Below are 16654 nucleotides of genomic sequence, written 5' to 3' on the forward strand. Positions count from 1 at the left end.
AGTGAATTTCTTTATTACTTTGTGCTTTAATGCTATCTTAAGTCACAAAAAGCAAGCATTATCAAATATGAATCAACTTGTCAGGCAGCAAATCTGGAGTGCCTTAAAAACACATGCTGCAGATTTTTTTTATCAACAAAGCGAAAGCGCGCTTAAGGACGATACAGCCTATCTTTCTGCATGCCAAATTCACCTGGATTACACAAAACAACGTATTACGCCCGCCACATTAAAACTGTTATTTGATCTGGCTGAAAGCTGCCAGTTAGCTGATAAAATCCATGCACTGATGCGGGGTGATAAAGTCAATCACAGCGAGAACAGGCCTGCGTTGCATACCGCATTGCGCTCGCCTGGCTCCACTCATATCCAGCTCGATAACCGTAATGTGACAGAAGATGTTATGGCAGCTCAGGCAAAAATGCAAACCATAGCATCAATGATCCGCAATAAGCAATGGCTGGGCTACTCTGGTAAAGCGATTACTGATATAGTCAACATCGGCATCGGCGGCTCTGATCTTGGTCCCAGGTTCTGTATTGAAGCCTTGCATCAATATGCATCGCAAGAATTGGGCTACCATTTCATTTCTGATGCAGAACCCATGGCATTTGCCTCTGTTGCCAAAAGACTGCAACCGGATACCACCCTGTTTATCGTCTCATCCAAATCTTTTACTACCCGGGAAACCCTGTACAATGCCCGTAAGGCAATCGCCTGGGTTGGCAACCAACATCTTGATACCCATTTTATCGCTGTTACTGCCAAAATTGAAAAAGCGCTTGAGTTTGGCTTTAAAAACATATTGCCAATTTGGGACTGGGTAGGAGGCCGTTATTCTTTTTGCTCAGCTATTAATTTAATTTCTGCCATTGCCATAGGCTTTGAACATTTCCAGCAAATATTACAAGGCGCTCATCAAATGGATTTACATTTTAAAGAAAGCGAATTGAAAAAAAATTTGCCGGTGATGCTCGCGCTTCTTGGGGTATGGAACAATAATTTTTTATCTATCCATAATCATCTTATCCTGACTTACGCCAAACCACTTGACAAATTTGTTCCCTACATCCAGCAGCTCGATATGGAAAGCAACGGCAAATCAATCGATAATCAGGGCAATGCCGTGAATTACGCCACAGGTCCTATCATCTGGGGCGGCCCAGGAAACCAGGCGCAACACAGTTATTATCAATTACTGTGCCAGGGAACCCATAAGATCACCGCAGACTTTATAACGCTCGATAGTTATGCTGATGAACTGATCAATCAACTGGCAAAAGCTAAGATGAACATTTTAACAGCAGGAGTCAGAGAGCCCTTGCATCCAAATGGCTTTATTCCAGGCAATGTCCCCTTAAACCATATTCGCCTGGAACAAATGACCCCCTTCACCCTCGGCGCCCTGGTAGCCATGTATGAACACAAAATTTTTACTCAAAGCATCATCTGGAATATTAATGCTTTTGATCAACCAGGCGTAGAAAGTGCAAAACATCATGCCGGCCTTTCAACCCGGTCAATTCAAAATGCATAGATTTCAGCATCTCTTGCTATGCAATTCAAGCCAGTATCGAAGACACCTCAAAGCCTACGCATGAAAAAACTCTTGACTTCGGTTTACCTGGAATCCAGTGATTCTGAATCAAATACTGGATCCCGCGAACGAGTCGCGGGACGTAGGAATAGGAGCCAAGTTGACCTCATCTAATCCAAGTTTGATTTTCATGCGTAGGCCCTGGAAGATACCCGTGATAGTTTGCGCTAATTGACCAAATATACAAAGCAGTGTTTAAAAGATTTCAAGTAGAACGTTTATTACAAAAAAATAAAAGTACTGCTTGATGGCTTAATTTCCAAAGCGACTATCCAGACAGATTTATTCTTTGGATACAACGAAATAATTGCCCTTTCCATGAATAGAAATTATTTTTTATCCTGCAAAGAGACAGCTAATTTTTAAATTTTTTCTTAAGATTTTCTTAATAATTTCCCAGTAAAATTCCTGAAATTTAAGCCATTCAAAATGCAAACAGAAAACATGTCCATATCTCTCAAACTAAGACAAGCAGCCGCTGCCGGCAATCTGCAGGAAGTTCAAAAAATATTACAATCCAATCAATCTTTCGATATCGATGAGCCCAGCAGTAATGGTAATACCGCTCTGCTCTGGGCTGCTGTTAACCTGAGTAAAATACTGAAAGAAAATCCAAATAAACATGAAGAAATTAGTCGTTATGAAGCAATCATCAAGCTGTTGCTGAGCCATCATGCTAAAGATACGTGCATTAATAAAATAAATCAGTCCTTTTATAGTCTTATTTTTGAAAGTAAAAACAAGATTTTTCATAGGCTTTGTCATTTTGCAATTGAAATTGAACTTAAAAAAATTTATGGCCAATCAGCAAGCATTGAATCCTTAAAAGAGAGTTATTATGCATTCCTGAATTCATTATTCTTTTTAAAAATCAATGAGTTTATCCATAAAGAGGACTCAATAGGCATCATCAATCCCCGCTGCGGAGACTGTGTTGATGCATTAGCATTCATGAAGATTGCAAAAATCTATAAAAAAAATATGAACTATTATGGATTTGATGAGAAAAAAACAGTTTCTCAATATAAAAAAATATTGGCGCAGTATTCAGAAATTCATCTTAAGGAAGAAAAAGAAAATAACCGCAGGGAGTTATTAACAAAAAAGAAAAAATTCAACATAGCCGTTTTGTGCAAAGAACATATGTCTTCCGAGGAAGATTATCAATCGCAGCTTACTCAACATGTACCTCTCTTGCTGCAAAACGACGGCATAATGCTTTTAACATTTAGGCAAGAAAAAGACATTACAGCATATACGAAACTGAATTTGGCCACTTATTACAAACCCTGGTCTGGTAACTATTTAAATCTTTCGCCGGCTATTCCTTCACATTCTACTGATACCCAATTTATTGTCATGGGTTTTGATGAAAAAACTCACTTAAATCTGGTCTTACATGAAAAGCAAATCGATGTGATTACAGCCATACAGAATTTTAATGATCAGGTTATTCGATTTTCAAAGCTATTAGGGATAGGAAATATCAAAAAATCGCTGCAGGATAACATGCCTAAAGTTTTTTCAGCATGTCACGAGTTTATGAGCGCTTATGAAAGTGCCCCGCGCTGTTTAAACATGACTGCCTTTGATAACATGCTGTCTCACCTGATTGCAAATTTGAATAACTGGCAATTAATCCGAAGCCAGCAAATAAATCTTGGTAGAGAATATAATTTTTTAAATCTGGCAAGGCTCATCAAATTGATGATCAAAAATGTTATTTCAAATCAGCAGGATTCAGAAACAATTAAACATTTATATCATCAAATCAATGCAGTGAATAACCATATTGCGCAACATCATCTGGAGAAAGGAAATCTGCAAAGTTCAGAAGCCTTTTTAATGCGCTCTATTTCAGAAGATATGCCTGATAGCTCGCGTCTAATCGCACATGGATTCCTGGCACATCTAAAAACCATTGAACTCACCAAATCATCTGATGATAAAAAGGAAGAACTATTTACCATAATTCAACACAATTTAAATATCATCAGCCAGGCAATTATTACAGACAATCTGGATGACACTTGCCATTGCAGCTTATTCGTTATTAATATTGCCCATGCCTTAAAACATATTTATAAGAATTTAGACAAGCAAATATTCAATCAATCCAATAATGATGAGCAGAAAGAAGCAACGCTTAAACTGGTATATAAGATATATCTCTACTTGGAAAATTTTATTGAGAGCAAATCTTTTGATCCGATAAGAAATTCACAAGATGAACTCATAAAAACTGCGCTCAAAAACGTTAAACTTGAATTACATTTAAGTAAGTCAGAATTATTGAATATATTGCAAAAAAAACCCAAGTCATCTAAAAAAGAAGAGCTTTTGGAGCTCAAACTTCCCGAAGAGCCAAAGCAACAAAAGAAATCAACACAAAAACTAAACAAACTAAAAAAAGCTTCTAAACAAAATAGCCACGATCTTGTAAGCCCTTTAATTCAACCCGTTTCTTTACCACCCACACCCATGACCCTGAGCACCGCTCCTGATGTGGTAATCAACGCCCAAAATCTTTCTTCCCCTGCCATAGAGAGCCCGAAACTCACAACGACCAGTACTCAAATCGATCTTAAAAAAGCGCCTGTTTTTTTTAATCAAAAAAAATGCAACACGGAAAAAAAATCCATGGATGACCATAAAGAAGAAGCCAAGCCATCCTCTAAAATCCAAACGCATCCAGAACAGGCCATGTTGCACTCCATCAGCAGTGCTTATTTGCCGGCCAATGCGCTGGCAGGAGTCATTCCCACCCAAATGAATAAAATACTTGACAAAAAACTTGCGGAAACTTTTACTGCTATTCTATCCCGCGGGAAAATAGTCGGTTTACGTGGTAAAGGGATCAAACTTGTATCCCAGGAAGAATGCAAGAGCCGGGAAATTCATACAGCCTATATCTATAAACTCAAAGATCCAGAGCTCGATGAGCGGCTTTATGGCAGAGAAGCAACGACTGAAGACCTGCGGATATTGGGAATTAAAAACATTCATCCGTATAAAAAAATTATTATTTTTGATCTCTTGGTTGAAGGTCATAAACAGCAGGCTAAAAAACTGTGTATTACAAACAGCAGGTAATTCAATTGATTATGCCAAACTGAGCGAGCAGTCATGTCTATCCAAAAAATGAAAGAAATGTTTAGAGAAATGGTCATTTCCAAAAATGCGGCCTTAATACCCTATTATTACCATCAGGAATTTCTCCTGTATACCAATGAACAAGTCACAAATTACGATGAATTTTTAAGGTCGCATCAAAAATATTACGCGACTGATATTCAATATAACGTGGCTTATGATGAGGAAGCGTGGGTAGAGCAGGGAAACAAATTAGCAGGCCGGGTCTTTATTACCACAAGCACAAAAGATACTCCGCCGCAAAAAATTGAAGTGATTTTAATTGCTCATTACAGGGAAGATAAGCTCTACCGTTTATGGGAGCTGACTTACCCGGACTGGTCAAAGCTGCCTGCTTTCAAAGAGTAGCCCATTAAGCCTGATGACTATTGACATAGATCTCTTCTATCAGCCTTAGCCGTTTTACCGCATCCTGATACTGATAACTCTTTTTTTCGGGCAAAAGCCTTAAATCCTTGCCTCCTTTCTCATGATGCAATTTGAATAGAGCGGATAAAGGCAAAGACTGGCCATTTTTAAAAATATCGTAAAGAAGTACGAAGGCGGTAGTGCGTCCTGAACCTCCGCGACAATGAAAATAAATCCAGGTATCTTCAGGAACTGTACTGATAAATTCCTGTAGTTCATGAACCTGAGACTTGGTTGGGGGCCTGTGGTCTGTAACATAAAACCGTTTGTAGCCAAAGCCAAGACGGGCGGCCAATGCCTGTTCAGATTCAATTCGTTCAGGTTTCAGCGTGAATAAAGGGCGGGTTTGAATCTCTCCGCTTTTTGATTTCGCTTTGATTTCTTCGATCAGCAGGCTTTTTTTGTCTGCAAGACTGGATAATAACCTCTGTTCTTCAGCCTGAATGGTTTCTTGTGGCTTGTGCAGGTTAGCCTGGTTTTTGGCGGCATACCAACTGACAGGGTAACCGTTAACAAATCCATGAGATTCCTGGCGCAAATCAATAATCACGACAGGCTCATTGAGTTGATTTTTGATATAGACCAGCTGCCTTTCTGAAAACTGGCCGCTGGCGATGGCTTTTAAGCCGCGGCTGTCTATCACGCGAAAACGCTTCGGCAACAAGTCATTAGGCTTGCCATCAAGAACCAAAAACGGAGCGCTTGGTTTTGCATAACCTAGCGCGGCAGCCATGAATAAAAAACCGAATTTCAGCAGTCGAAGCATTATCTACCTCCAAGGAATGCTTTTGAAATTCCCGCAGTAAGTCAATATGCAACGCTGCAGGCGGAGAAACCCAAAGAAAGTTCATGGACGCGCATTCAATAAACATTGTTCTAGCCTTGCTTCTTTCAGGGCCTATGCATGAAAAAACTCTTGACTTCTACGTTCTGCGAACAAGTCGCAGAACGTAGAAGTCAAGTTGATCTCATCTAATTCAAATTTGATTTTCATGCATAGGCCCTGTCGCTTCCAATTTTATTTAATTTATACAAAGCTTAGGTTATAATCGCACCCAATCCCAGCAGCAACGATTTTTGAACCGATAAGCATAACTAAGGGAAAGCGTTCCAGTGGCGGTGTTGCGCTATACCACATTTATGGAGGGAAGCCTGATCCGGCACGAACCATTCCCACCTGAACCCCAGGGTTCAATTCTGCGCTGTTGGGATATTTTCCCGCCTCTTTTTGAGAATCTGCTCGCCATCCACCGTGCTGCCAATCAGCCTTATCTTGCCGGCAGACATGTTATAAATTAATAGCCCTCCATGGCACATAGCGAGTGAATTAAGAATTGACTGCAATATTATAATTGTGCCGCATGCATTCAAATTGTAGGTTGGAGCTCATCAACAACTAATTCTTCACGCTCTTCTGAACTGCTGCTGGCAAACAATGATTTGATCCCTGCAACCACTGAAGCGCCAGAACGGGTGAATATAGCGGCAGTTTGGGTAAATGGAGTAACAAGGGTTGCAATGGCAAAAACAGGAACAAAAACAGCGGCTATCAAACCAACAACAGCGCTTGCAACAGCAATCCCAAGGCTTAGGCTCATCAGATTCTCCGATTTGGCTAAAGCAGCAATCCCGGCTACCGCAAGGCTTCCGAGGCAAACAGCGGGTGCTGCAAGAGCGACTACCCCAGCCAGTGCGGTAAGGGCTCCGAATGCCAATGGGGCTGCGACAGGCGACACAAGAGTTTTTGCAAAATCCGCAACTCCCCGGTACGGTGTAAAAAATCCCGGCACCTGATTCGCAAGTTCGATACACCTGCTGGTAATATTTCTACCTATTTCATAACCCGATTCATGACCATCTCTGGAATTTTGATTTTGATTTTGATTAAACATGGTATGTCCTCACAATTATTGTCACACTCATTGCAAAAAATTTTGGCCGCAATAAAGTCCATAATTTACTCTATTTGATCACAAAATACAACAATAAATAACAAGACGTTTTTGAGCATTTCACGCAATGTCTGACATAAAGGCTTGATTCCGGGCATGATAGCTGTGCTGAAACCGCTTATTCAAAATCTACGGCTTACGTGATATGCTCACCAGCAAAAAAATCATGAGACGGGAAATCCATGAAGCTTGGTCATTTAAATCACCTGGAAGCTGAGAGCATATATATCATGCGCGAAGTCGTGGCTGAAACTGAAAATCCTGTCATGCTTTACTCCATAGGGAAAGACAGCTCAGTAATGCTTCATTTGGCTCTGAAAGCTTTTTATCCTGCCAAACCGCCTTTCCCCCTCCTACACATCGATACCACATGGAAATTTCGCGATATGATCCGATTTCGCGATCAAACTGCAAGAAAATATGGCTTGGAATTGATAGTGCATACCAATGAGGAAGGCTTAAAAGAAGGCATTAATCCCTTTGATCACGGCTCTTCCACTTATACTGATGTGATGAAAACGGCCGCTTTAAGGCAAGCCCTCGATAAATATGGTTTTGATGCAGCTTTCGGCGGTGCTCGGCGTGATGAAGAAAAATCACGCGCAAAAGAGCGAATTTTTTCTATTCGCAGTAAAAACCACCGTTGGGATCCTAAAAACCAGCGGCCAGAACTCTGGAATTTATATAATGCGCGAACCCTTCAAGGAGAAAGCATAAGAGTTTTTCCGCTCTCAAATTGGACCGAACTTGATATCTGGCTATACATTCATCAGGAGAAAATTGACATTGTACCGCTGTATTATGCGGCAGCCCGCCCTACTGTGGTGCGTGATGGAGCCTTGATCATGGTGGATGATGAACGTTTACCTCTAAAACCCGGAGAAAAACCGCAACTTAGGCAAATCCGGTTTAGAACGCTTGGTTGTTACCCTTTAACTGGGGCTATTGAATCTTCGGCCGATACTTTGCCGGCAATTATTCAAGAAATGCTTTTGAGCACCACATCAGAGCGGCAGGGACGGATAATTGATCATGATTGCAGTGCATCAATGGAAAAGAAAAAGCAGGAAGGATATTTCTAATGAAAATGAAGCAGAGCTCAATCGCCCACACTGACTTTACCTCATATCTGAACGCTCATGATCAAAAAGATATTCTCCGCTTCATCACCTGTGGTTCTGTAGATGACGGCAAATCCACTTTAATCGGCCGCCTGTTATATGAATCGCAGCTCATCTATGATGATCAACTCAAAGCGTTGGCGAGCGACAGTAAAAAATATGGCACGACAGGCGAAGAGCTTGATTTCGCCTTGCTGGTTGATGGCCTTGCCTCCGAGCGGGAACAAGGCATTACCATTGACGTAGCCTACCGTTTTTTTTCAACAGATAAACGAAAATTCATCGTCGCGGATACCCCAGGCCATGAACAATATACAAGAAACATGGCAACCGGCGCTTCCACTGCAAGCCTCGCTGTTCTTATGATTGATGCCAGGAAAGGTATTTTAACGCAAACCCGCCGGCACAGTTTCATCGTTGCCATGCTTGGGGTAAAAAACATCGTCCTTGCCATTAATAAAATGGACTTGGTTGATTATGACAAGGCTTTGTTTGAACAAATCAAAACTGACTATTGTGTCTTTGCCGAGACTCTGGGCATCAAAGAAATCCAGGCAATTCCCATTTCGGCCCTCAAAGGCGACAATATTATCGCCCTATCGCCTAACATGCCCTGGTATCAAGAGTCATCGTTGTTAAACTACCTTGAAAATGTACAAATTGAAAACAACTTTGATGACGACTCCTTCCGCATGCCAGTTCAATGGGTGAACCGCCCCAATCCTGATTTCCGGGGCTTTAGCGGACGCATCAGCTCTGGCCAAATCAGGCCTGGCGATACTGTCCGAATTTTACCCGGCAATCAGAAAACAACAATAGACCGTTTAATCACCTATGAGGGCGAGCTTACCAAAGCCATTGCAGGTCAATCCATTACTTGCACACTCCATGATGAATTAGATATCTCGCGCGGAAATGTATTAGTCAGCGCACAAGACCCCTGTGAAGTCGCCGATCAATTTGCTGCGAGAATCCTCTGGATGGCTGAAAAACCGATGATTTCAGGCCGTCAATATGTTTTCAAAAGCCATACCGTGACTGCATTATGTACACCAGGCAAACCCAAACACCGCATCAATGTGAATACGCTTGAAAAAATTGCTGCCAGGGAATTGACGCTTAACGAAATTGGCGATTGCGACCTGGCGCTTGATCGGGCCATCGCTTTTGAACCTTATAGCAAAAACCGGGAATTGGGCAGCTTTATCATGATTGACAGGTTTACCAATGAAACCGTTGCCGCAGGACTCATTCATTTTGCGTTAAGGCGCTCAACCAATGTGCACCAGCAACCATTACTGGTTGATAAAAACCAACGGGCATTGATCAAAAATCAAAAACCTGCCGTTTTGTGGTTTACCGGCTTATCCGGCGCAGGAAAATCGACGATCGCAAACCTTGTTGAAGCAAAATTAAACGCAGCCGGAAAACACACCATGCTGCTGGACGGAGACAATATCCGTCATGGATTAAATAGAGATCTTGACTTCACAGAAGCCGGCCGTGCCGAAAATATACGCCGAATTGCTGAAGTCGCTAAATTAATGACAGAGGCAGGGCTTATTACTCTCGTATCCTTCATTTCACCTTTTAAGGCTGAACGGGAAATGGCGCGTCGTTTGATTGGTGACAAACATTTCCTGGAAATCTTTGTCCATACGCCGCTCGCGATTGCCGAAGGCCGTGATGTCAAAGGCTTATACAAAAAAGCGAGAGCAGGCATAATCAAAAACTTTACCGGCATTGGCAGCCCTTATGAAGAGCCTGTTTCTCCTGCTTTAAAACTAACTACCACGGAAATGACACCGGAAGAAGCTGCCACCAAGGTTATGCATTTATTAACTGAATTTAAATTTATTTGAATTTAAGCTCACCCGTGCAAGCATCGCTATGCCTGTTGCGCCTGCAATTCCCAAAAACCGCCGAGCCAATGACCCGGCTTGTTTGCTATTAAGGCATCTTGCTTTTTGAGAGCCAGGATTATTTTTAAAAATGGATATTTTTTGTCAGTTAATCTTCGCTTAAGCTTAAATTTGATAAAATTATAAGCAATTAACCTTTTTAAGAATACCCATGTCTAATCAACTGATTTCAGAAAGTGTCGATATTTATCAACTGCCCAAAGCCGACAACGATGCTCTCGGAGGTAAAAATACCAATCTTACCATTGGCGACCTGCACGGTAACGCCATGAAGTTACTATTTATGCTGCTCAAACATGGGATTGCACGTAATATCAGCGAAGAAGACTATCAAGCACTGGTCGCTATTTATCAAAAACAAACAGATGAAATCACTCAGGAAGACTTAAGTCAATTTAATGAATTAATAGCCAAGATCGAGATTCAAGCAGATGCTTCAATCATCCTCATTGGCGATGTACTCTGTGACCGGGGGAGCAATGATTACTTTACCCTGAAGCTTTTGGAAAAATTGCATGAGAGTGGCGCGCATGTAGAAACGCTGCTTTCCAACCATGATATTGAATTTATTGAGTCTTATGAAACAAATGAAGACAGGTTTCAAGCTAAAAATATTGACCACTCGGGTCAGGCCGACTCTACCAACGCGCTGCAGGCTTTGATTGATAAAAAATTAATCTCCAGGGATTCCGTCATGCTCATGGTTAAATCCGCCTATAAGCCTACCCTGAAAGCGCTTGCCTACACGTTAAATGATGATCAAAATGAAATCACAATTTACAGCCATGCTGGCATAGGCTTAACGAATATTCAAGCGATTGCAAAAAAACTGGGTGTTACGTATTGGGATAGCAGCGTAAAATCACTGGCAGCAACGATTGAGAACATCAATACCAAGTTCCAAGAATATGTTCAAAATCATACAGTCCACACACTCTATGATCAAGATAACATCACGGGAGAATTTCAAGAACCAGAAAGCGCGCCTTTCGAGCATTTGATGTGGAACAGAAGCTATTCCACGCTGGATCGACCAGCACAAAAAAATAACTACCAGATTCAATTTGCTCATGGACATGATTCAACCGAATTGACCCACGAGCATATTTTTAATCTGGATAATGTGCTCGGCAAAAAAAACCCCTTTAACGGCGATACAAATAATTGCGGCAATTATACCGTTCTTTATACAACCGGCCAGAAACTACGTCTTGCACAACTGGATCAAGATTTCTTGCATTCCAAAGCATCCCACGCTTTTCTTACCCATCTTCAGGCACTGTTTGATAAAGCTGCGGCTTTTCAACAAAAAGGCAATAGCAAAGCAGCAGATGCTGCAACGGGTATTGCCGTTGCGCTAGGGATGGCATTTGATAACTATACCAAAAATCCCAATGACAAAAACAATAAACAGGCTTTTAAAATAATTTGTGACGCACAGTTCAAGAGCGATGACCGTAGAGAACTTGAAAAACACCGCGGGACGAAAAAAATATTGATCAATCTGGCACTTGCCATAGTCGGTTTGGGTATTGGATTTATACCTTTAGGGCTCATAAATCTTGCGGCAACTCATGGCAAGCATTTCTTTTTTCATCCCAAAACAGATTCAGCCGCGAAGCTTGATGCATTGGAACAATCTGCTGAGGAATGTTGTAAACCTGACAAATCATAATTTTCCGTTGGGAGTTCATTCTGGAGTCAAACTTTCTTCGTACTCAATGACTTGCTCAAGCTTATTGACTTTATCCTCACCTGGATAGGAAAAATAGCGGCAAGTCCACGCACCACTTTCAATTTTATTTTTAATCATGTCGGCAATCAGAACAGTACCAAGAGTTGCGATGGCCAGCAACCACTTGGCTGCCAGCAAAAGTAAACTTTGCTTATGAGCCAAATACTCTCGAACCAAATCGATGGACTGCTCTGATCGGGCTTTAAACTGCTCGTAACTGATTGTTTTCGCTGAAAAATAGTTATCACTCAGCGTTTTCAGGCTTTCGCACAGGGCAAACCCCTCATCACCATACTGGTTCAACCGGGTTAAAAGAGAGTTAAAGTAGCATTGGTGAACATATTGTCTATCCGCCCTCTGGGTAAATATTGCGGAAAACCTGGGTAGATCGGCTTCCACGTTATCAAGCAACCTCTCCAAAACAGGGATACTAAAGGTCATAATATTTTTTTTAAGACTGCTGTCGGTACAATCGGATAGCAAACGATAGAAACCTTCTTTATCCCCTATTATTTTGAGCAAATCGTGCCTAAGAATATCCGCCAGTCCAAGGCATTGGGAAGCATTTAAATTCATAAGCGCTTTTTTTAAGTCCTCATGACTTTTTATTAATCCTCTTGCATCCATATCGCTAAAAAAAATAGTATATTGAGATGAATTTGCACATATCAAAATCTGATTCAATGCTTCAGGGCTGTTGATTAAGGATGGCAAATCATCTTTTAACTCCCTATAAAGAATCTGACAGTGCTCGAGTTCAATATATTTTGCAATTGATGCAAAATCCAAAGCATTCTCAATAAGTCCCGGCAATTGATTTTGATACAGGTTAAAAATCCGATTGCGATGCATGGGGGGTAAGTCTGAAATCAATTCGCTAAAATCAGAGGCCTGATGGATGTATGATTCCAATAACCCTTTGTTATCTGATAACAAAACGGCTAATTGCTCCTGGCGCAATTGTTCAAAAAATATCCTCAACTGGAAAATATCTTCAATGAATAAGGGCAAATGATTCTTAATTGTCGCAAGAAAAATTCCACCCCGCTCTTCACCAAGAGCTGAGAGTAATTCATCCAAATCCAGTTGGGCATTGATAACACCCTGTTGAATTAACATAGAAATACAAATTGGCAAGAGCGTTGCAAACACTGCGGGCTTTAACTCTATTGCAAACATCAAAAAATCTTCTATGTCAGTTATTTGCTCGGCTATTTGTTCTGCCAAATGCTCTTTATCTTCATAAATGCTTTCAATTTCTTCTGGTCTTAGCTCGTTAAAAAGCGATAAATCAGCAGAGGATTGGATTGAACAATCCAATTTAAGCCATCGAACGAGATCACCTGTGAGCGGCAAATTGTCTCTTCCCTGCGCTAATTTTCCATTGTGAAAAGCCTCATAAAAAAGGGATTTTGCATGTTCATACTCTCTTTTGACGGCAACAAACAAAGTATTTTTTACTTCTTGACCAGGTAAAATTTGACTGAGCTTACTTTCAAAACCACGCATTGCTTCCAGTATGCTCCGCCGTCGCAACGCAATACAGGTTTCGATGGTTTCAGTTGCATTTTTATTTTGCCCAACATCGGACGACAAGGCGATTAAAAGGTCAATTTCTTTCTTGACCGGGTGGGGAATAAGCGCTTTTCTTTCACCCAAACTTTCATAATAATCTTTAAATTCAATAATGGCCGCATAAACACCAATACCTGCATTTTCCTCCTCCCCGAGATCATTCACGCTGTAAGCATATAAAGCGCTGCACAACTGGTTGAGTTTTCCCAAAAGATGGCTTTCATCATGGATATAAAAAGCATAGCGGGCATAGGATTTATGGAGAGCTTCGGTAATATTGGAATGACTGATTAACCGTTTTAGTTCAGCATCGTTCACAAAAGCGTTTTGAGGGGCATGGCGCTGGTAGTGAAAATAATAATTATAGCGAAGATTTTTTGTCTCAGCTTCAAGCAATTCGGGCAATACCTGAACGGGAATTAAATACTGACCATTTTGGCTTAGTATATGCGTTTTAAGAATAAATCGTTCGTCTACATTATGCGCAACACATTTCGTGCCATCAATTTCTTCATACGCACCCAAATGGGGATACCTGTTTTCATCCGCCGACTCTGTATTCACTGCAGGCATTAGAAGATTAAGCGCGCCAATGGGGTTTTCTTTCAATTTCCCGTTATTGAGCTGGCAAGCCGCAAACTTCGCCAAATCAGATAAGAGTATGGTGATCTCATCTTCGGGTAACGAGGTATAACAGACACAAGTGCCTTTAATATGATGCCAGTTGGTTTCCAGAAAATGCTGAAGCTTGACCGCCAAGTCAGCATTATTTGGGTAGGATTCAACAAAAATCTGCTTCAATACTGTTAAAGTTCTTCGTTTGTAAGCTAAGAGTACTTTTTTATGAATCGAGAAAATATCGGCTTCTTGCTGTGATAACGAAAACAGCTTTTTAATGCGGTTATAAAGATCATCCAAATTAAATCGATTCAAATCCTGCATTGTATTGACGCTCAAGGGATAACCGAACCAGGGGCAGAATTCAAGCCTAAAATAAATCCAAGCCTTAAGCTGTAACCCTAAACTTTAGCGAGAGTGCAATATAACCGGTTAAATTACAACGATCATCTGACTAATAATGTGACTGAACTTCAGCAGTTTTTGAACTGGCTATCAGGCAGCAACCCCGAATTATACGGTTTTAGAGCAACACTTAAACAGTTATATCGAGCTCACATCAAACTTTAATTTTTTGCAGCCCGTTTTTGTTCTTCCTGTACCTGTTTAATCTGCTCGAATAAGTTATTTTGCACTTCTTTTATCTGGGCCTGTGTTTTTTGGTTTAACTGCTGTATTTGCTCTTGCAGTTCCTGCTGCATTTGTTTCATTTGCGTCTGAATCTGCTGGTTCAATTCCTTGATTTGATTTTGCTGAACTTCCTGAATTTTCTGCAGTTGCGCCTGGATCTGGCTGTTTAACAACTGTATTTGTTGGCTCACATTATCGCCGGCAGCATATCCGTTGCTCATGCAAAAAAATATGGAAAAAACAAGCCAAGGTCTTAAGCGCATGCTGAAACTCCTTTTCTGTTATAAGTGCACATTTGATGTTTGTTATCTGAATATACATAAACTCTTTAAAAAATACCAGGCAGAGGCTACACTGGACTATTCATGCTAACTATTTTTTTGTTCAGCACAAATGAACAACTCAGATTCTTTTTACAGTCTTGAAACCATTGGCGGTATTTTATTATTCGCTGCCGCCCTGTTGGCGATGCTCATTGCCAACTCTCCCTTGCAAATGGTTTATGAGCATCTGTTTCAAGTGATAGTTAATATCAGCATTGGCGATTTTGTTATTGAAAAGCCGCTTAGAATCTGGGTTAATGACGGGTTAATGGCTGTTTATTTCATGCTGGTAGGGCTTGAAATCAAACGGGAAATTAAGCGAGGCATTTTAAGCAGCAAAACCAGCATTATTGTGCCTGCCATAACTGCCTGCTCAGGATTAATCGCTCCCGCTTTTATATACTTTCTCTTTAATTACGATGACCCTTATTATTTACGGGGCTGGGCTATTCCTACGGCAACCGATATTGCCTTTACTTTAGGCATTATTTCCCTGCTTAAAAGCAGGGTTCCTTTTGCGCTCAAAATTCTTTTAACAGCGATTGCGATTTTTGACGACATTGGCGCCATTGTCATTATCGCCATTTTTTTTACGCACAAATTATCTTATCTTTCGCTTGGCATGGCGCTGGCTTTTACAGGCATTCTCATTGCCTTTAATTACTTTAAGGTGAGTCGAATTTCTTTATACATTATTGTTGGCATTTGCCTTTGGGCTGCCGTTTTAAAATCCGGCGTTCATGCAACCCTTGCGGGCATTGTAATTGCCATGACGATTCCTGATGAACCCTCAAACTCAACCTTATCCAGGCTGGAATATGGCTTACATCCGTGGGTGGCTTTTTTTATTCTACCTGCCTTTGCCTTTGCAAATGCCGGCGTTACTTTTTTAGGCACTGAGCTTGGCACTGTTTTTACTCATCCGCTTGTTTTAGGCATTATGCTTGGGCTTTTCCTAGGTAAGCAGGTTGGCGTTTTTCTCCCGCTCTGGTACTTTGTAAAACAAAAAAAATATCTTGCCCACCCATCTTATAAAGTTACCTTGACACAAATATATGGAATCTCTCTTATTTGCGGCGTAGGCTTCACCATGAGTCTTTTTATCGGAACACTTGCTTTCCAAAGCGGTACAGAAACAATGAATCTGGTTAAAATAGGCGTGGTAACCGGATCATTTCTGTCGGCATTAATGGGAAGCATTGTATTTCTCAATTCCTCGAAACATCGATGATTTACCGCTTTCCCGGGAAAAATGAATAACCTGTCAGAACCCAATGGAGACAGTACCGCCTGGTGAATGCCAAGGCTAAACCTGTTTCAGTATTGAGGATGTGAAACGGCTTCTTAAGTAAAATCCTCTGGGTAAGGTTAGAGTTTTGTTGCCTTCTTCATCAAAGGTATAACCCAGCGACTGGCTGTTTGCCGCTTTTGGCCTGACCTGCAAGTATTGCCCTATGCCGGCATTAATTTCAGCGATCTTTCCCATAACTATCATAGTCGTTAACTCATGCCAATCCTGTTCGAGGATAGACTCATCTCTCGCAGAGGGCGACCATAAAACCGCCCTGCCAATACGGCGGTGCGGAAAAGGAATTTTTTTATCGGCTTCTATGGGAACCC

General features: G+C 41.1%; 11 protein-coding genes and 1 pseudogene. 7 read left to right on the forward strand and 5 right to left on the reverse strand.

Annotated features, from left to right (window positions below; all coding sequences use genetic code 11):
- Window positions 1-67 precede the first annotated feature (67 nt).
- The 3 genes from pgi (at window position 68) to Llon_RS07980 (ending at window position 5098) form a co-directional block, all read left to right on the forward strand.
- A complete protein-coding gene (gene pgi, locus Llon_RS07970; protein ID WP_058529544.1) occupies window positions 68-1537 on the forward strand; it encodes a glucose-6-phosphate isomerase in 1470 nt (489 codons plus the stop codon).
- A 504-nt stretch (window positions 1538-2041) separates the two neighbouring features.
- A complete protein-coding gene (locus tag Llon_RS07975; RefSeq protein ID WP_157079316.1) occupies window positions 2042-4690 on the forward strand; it encodes a hypothetical protein in 2649 nt (882 codons plus the stop codon).
- A 33-nt stretch (window positions 4691-4723) separates the two neighbouring features.
- On the forward strand, window positions 4724-5098 hold the full coding sequence (locus Llon_RS07980; protein ID WP_058529546.1) for a hypothetical protein: 375 nt from the start codon (window positions 4724-4726) through the stop codon (window positions 5096-5098).
- Window positions 5099-5102: 4 nt separating this feature from the next.
- Here the strand turns inward: Llon_RS07980 and Llon_RS07985 are convergent, their stop codons facing one another.
- The gene (locus Llon_RS07985) at window positions 5103-5924 is read right to left on the reverse strand and encodes a phosphatase domain-containing putative toxin (protein WP_058529547.1); all 822 of its coding nucleotides are present in this window, start codon (window positions 5922-5924) and stop codon (window positions 5103-5105) included.
- A gap of 601 nt (window positions 5925-6525) precedes the next feature.
- Window positions 6526-7050, reverse strand: a complete 525-nt coding sequence (locus Llon_RS07995) for a hypothetical protein (protein WP_058529549.1) — start codon at window positions 7048-7050, stop codon at window positions 6526-6528.
- 242 nt (window positions 7051-7292) lie between these two features.
- Here Llon_RS07995 and cysD point away from each other — a divergent pair, with 242 nt between their 5' ends.
- The 3 genes from cysD (at window position 7293) to wip (ending at window position 11828) form a co-directional block, all read left to right on the forward strand.
- Entirely contained in the window at window positions 7293-8192 is a 900-nt protein-coding gene (gene cysD / locus Llon_RS08000) for a sulfate adenylyltransferase subunit CysD (protein WP_058529550.1), read from the forward strand.
- Entirely contained in the window at window positions 8192-10093 is a 1902-nt protein-coding gene (gene cysN / locus Llon_RS08005) for a sulfate adenylyltransferase subunit CysN (RefSeq protein WP_202813345.1), read from the forward strand. Before cysD ends, cysN begins: the two co-directional genes overlap by 1 nt.
- Window positions 10094-10304: 211 nt before the next feature.
- Entirely contained in the window at window positions 10305-11828 is a 1524-nt protein-coding gene (wip, locus tag Llon_RS08010) for a Dot/Icm T4SS effector Wip (protein ID WP_058529551.1), read from the forward strand.
- A gap of 15 nt (window positions 11829-11843) precedes the next feature.
- Here the strand turns inward: wip and Llon_RS08015 are convergent, their stop codons facing one another.
- Both Llon_RS08015 and Llon_RS08020 read right to left on the reverse strand, forming a co-directional pair.
- Window positions 11844-14420, reverse strand: a complete 2577-nt coding sequence (locus Llon_RS08015) for a hypothetical protein (protein WP_131754645.1) — start codon at window positions 14418-14420, stop codon at window positions 11844-11846.
- Between the two features lie 227 nt (window positions 14421-14647).
- Window positions 14648-14974 (reverse strand): hypothetical protein, encoded by a 327-nt coding sequence (locus Llon_RS08020; RefSeq protein ID WP_058529553.1) that lies wholly within the window; start codon window positions 14972-14974, stop codon window positions 14648-14650.
- Between the two features lie 130 nt (window positions 14975-15104).
- Here Llon_RS08020 and nhaA point away from each other — a divergent pair, with 130 nt between their 5' ends.
- Window positions 15105-16265, forward strand: coding sequence for a Na+/H+ antiporter NhaA (gene nhaA, locus Llon_RS08025; protein ID WP_058529554.1), 1161 nt, complete (start codon window positions 15105-15107; stop codon window positions 16263-16265).
- Window positions 16266-16340: 75 nt separating this feature from the next.
- On the opposite strand, the pseudogene Llon_RS11760 reads toward nhaA, so the two are convergent.
- Window positions 16341-16654 (reverse strand): annotated as a pseudogene (locus Llon_RS11760) (DNA mismatch repair protein MutH); the annotation flags it as partial.

Origin of the sequence: Legionella londiniensis (assembly GCF_001467825.1) — a bacterium.
GTDB lineage: Bacteria > Pseudomonadota > Gammaproteobacteria > Legionellales > Legionellaceae > Legionella_A > Legionella_A londiniensis.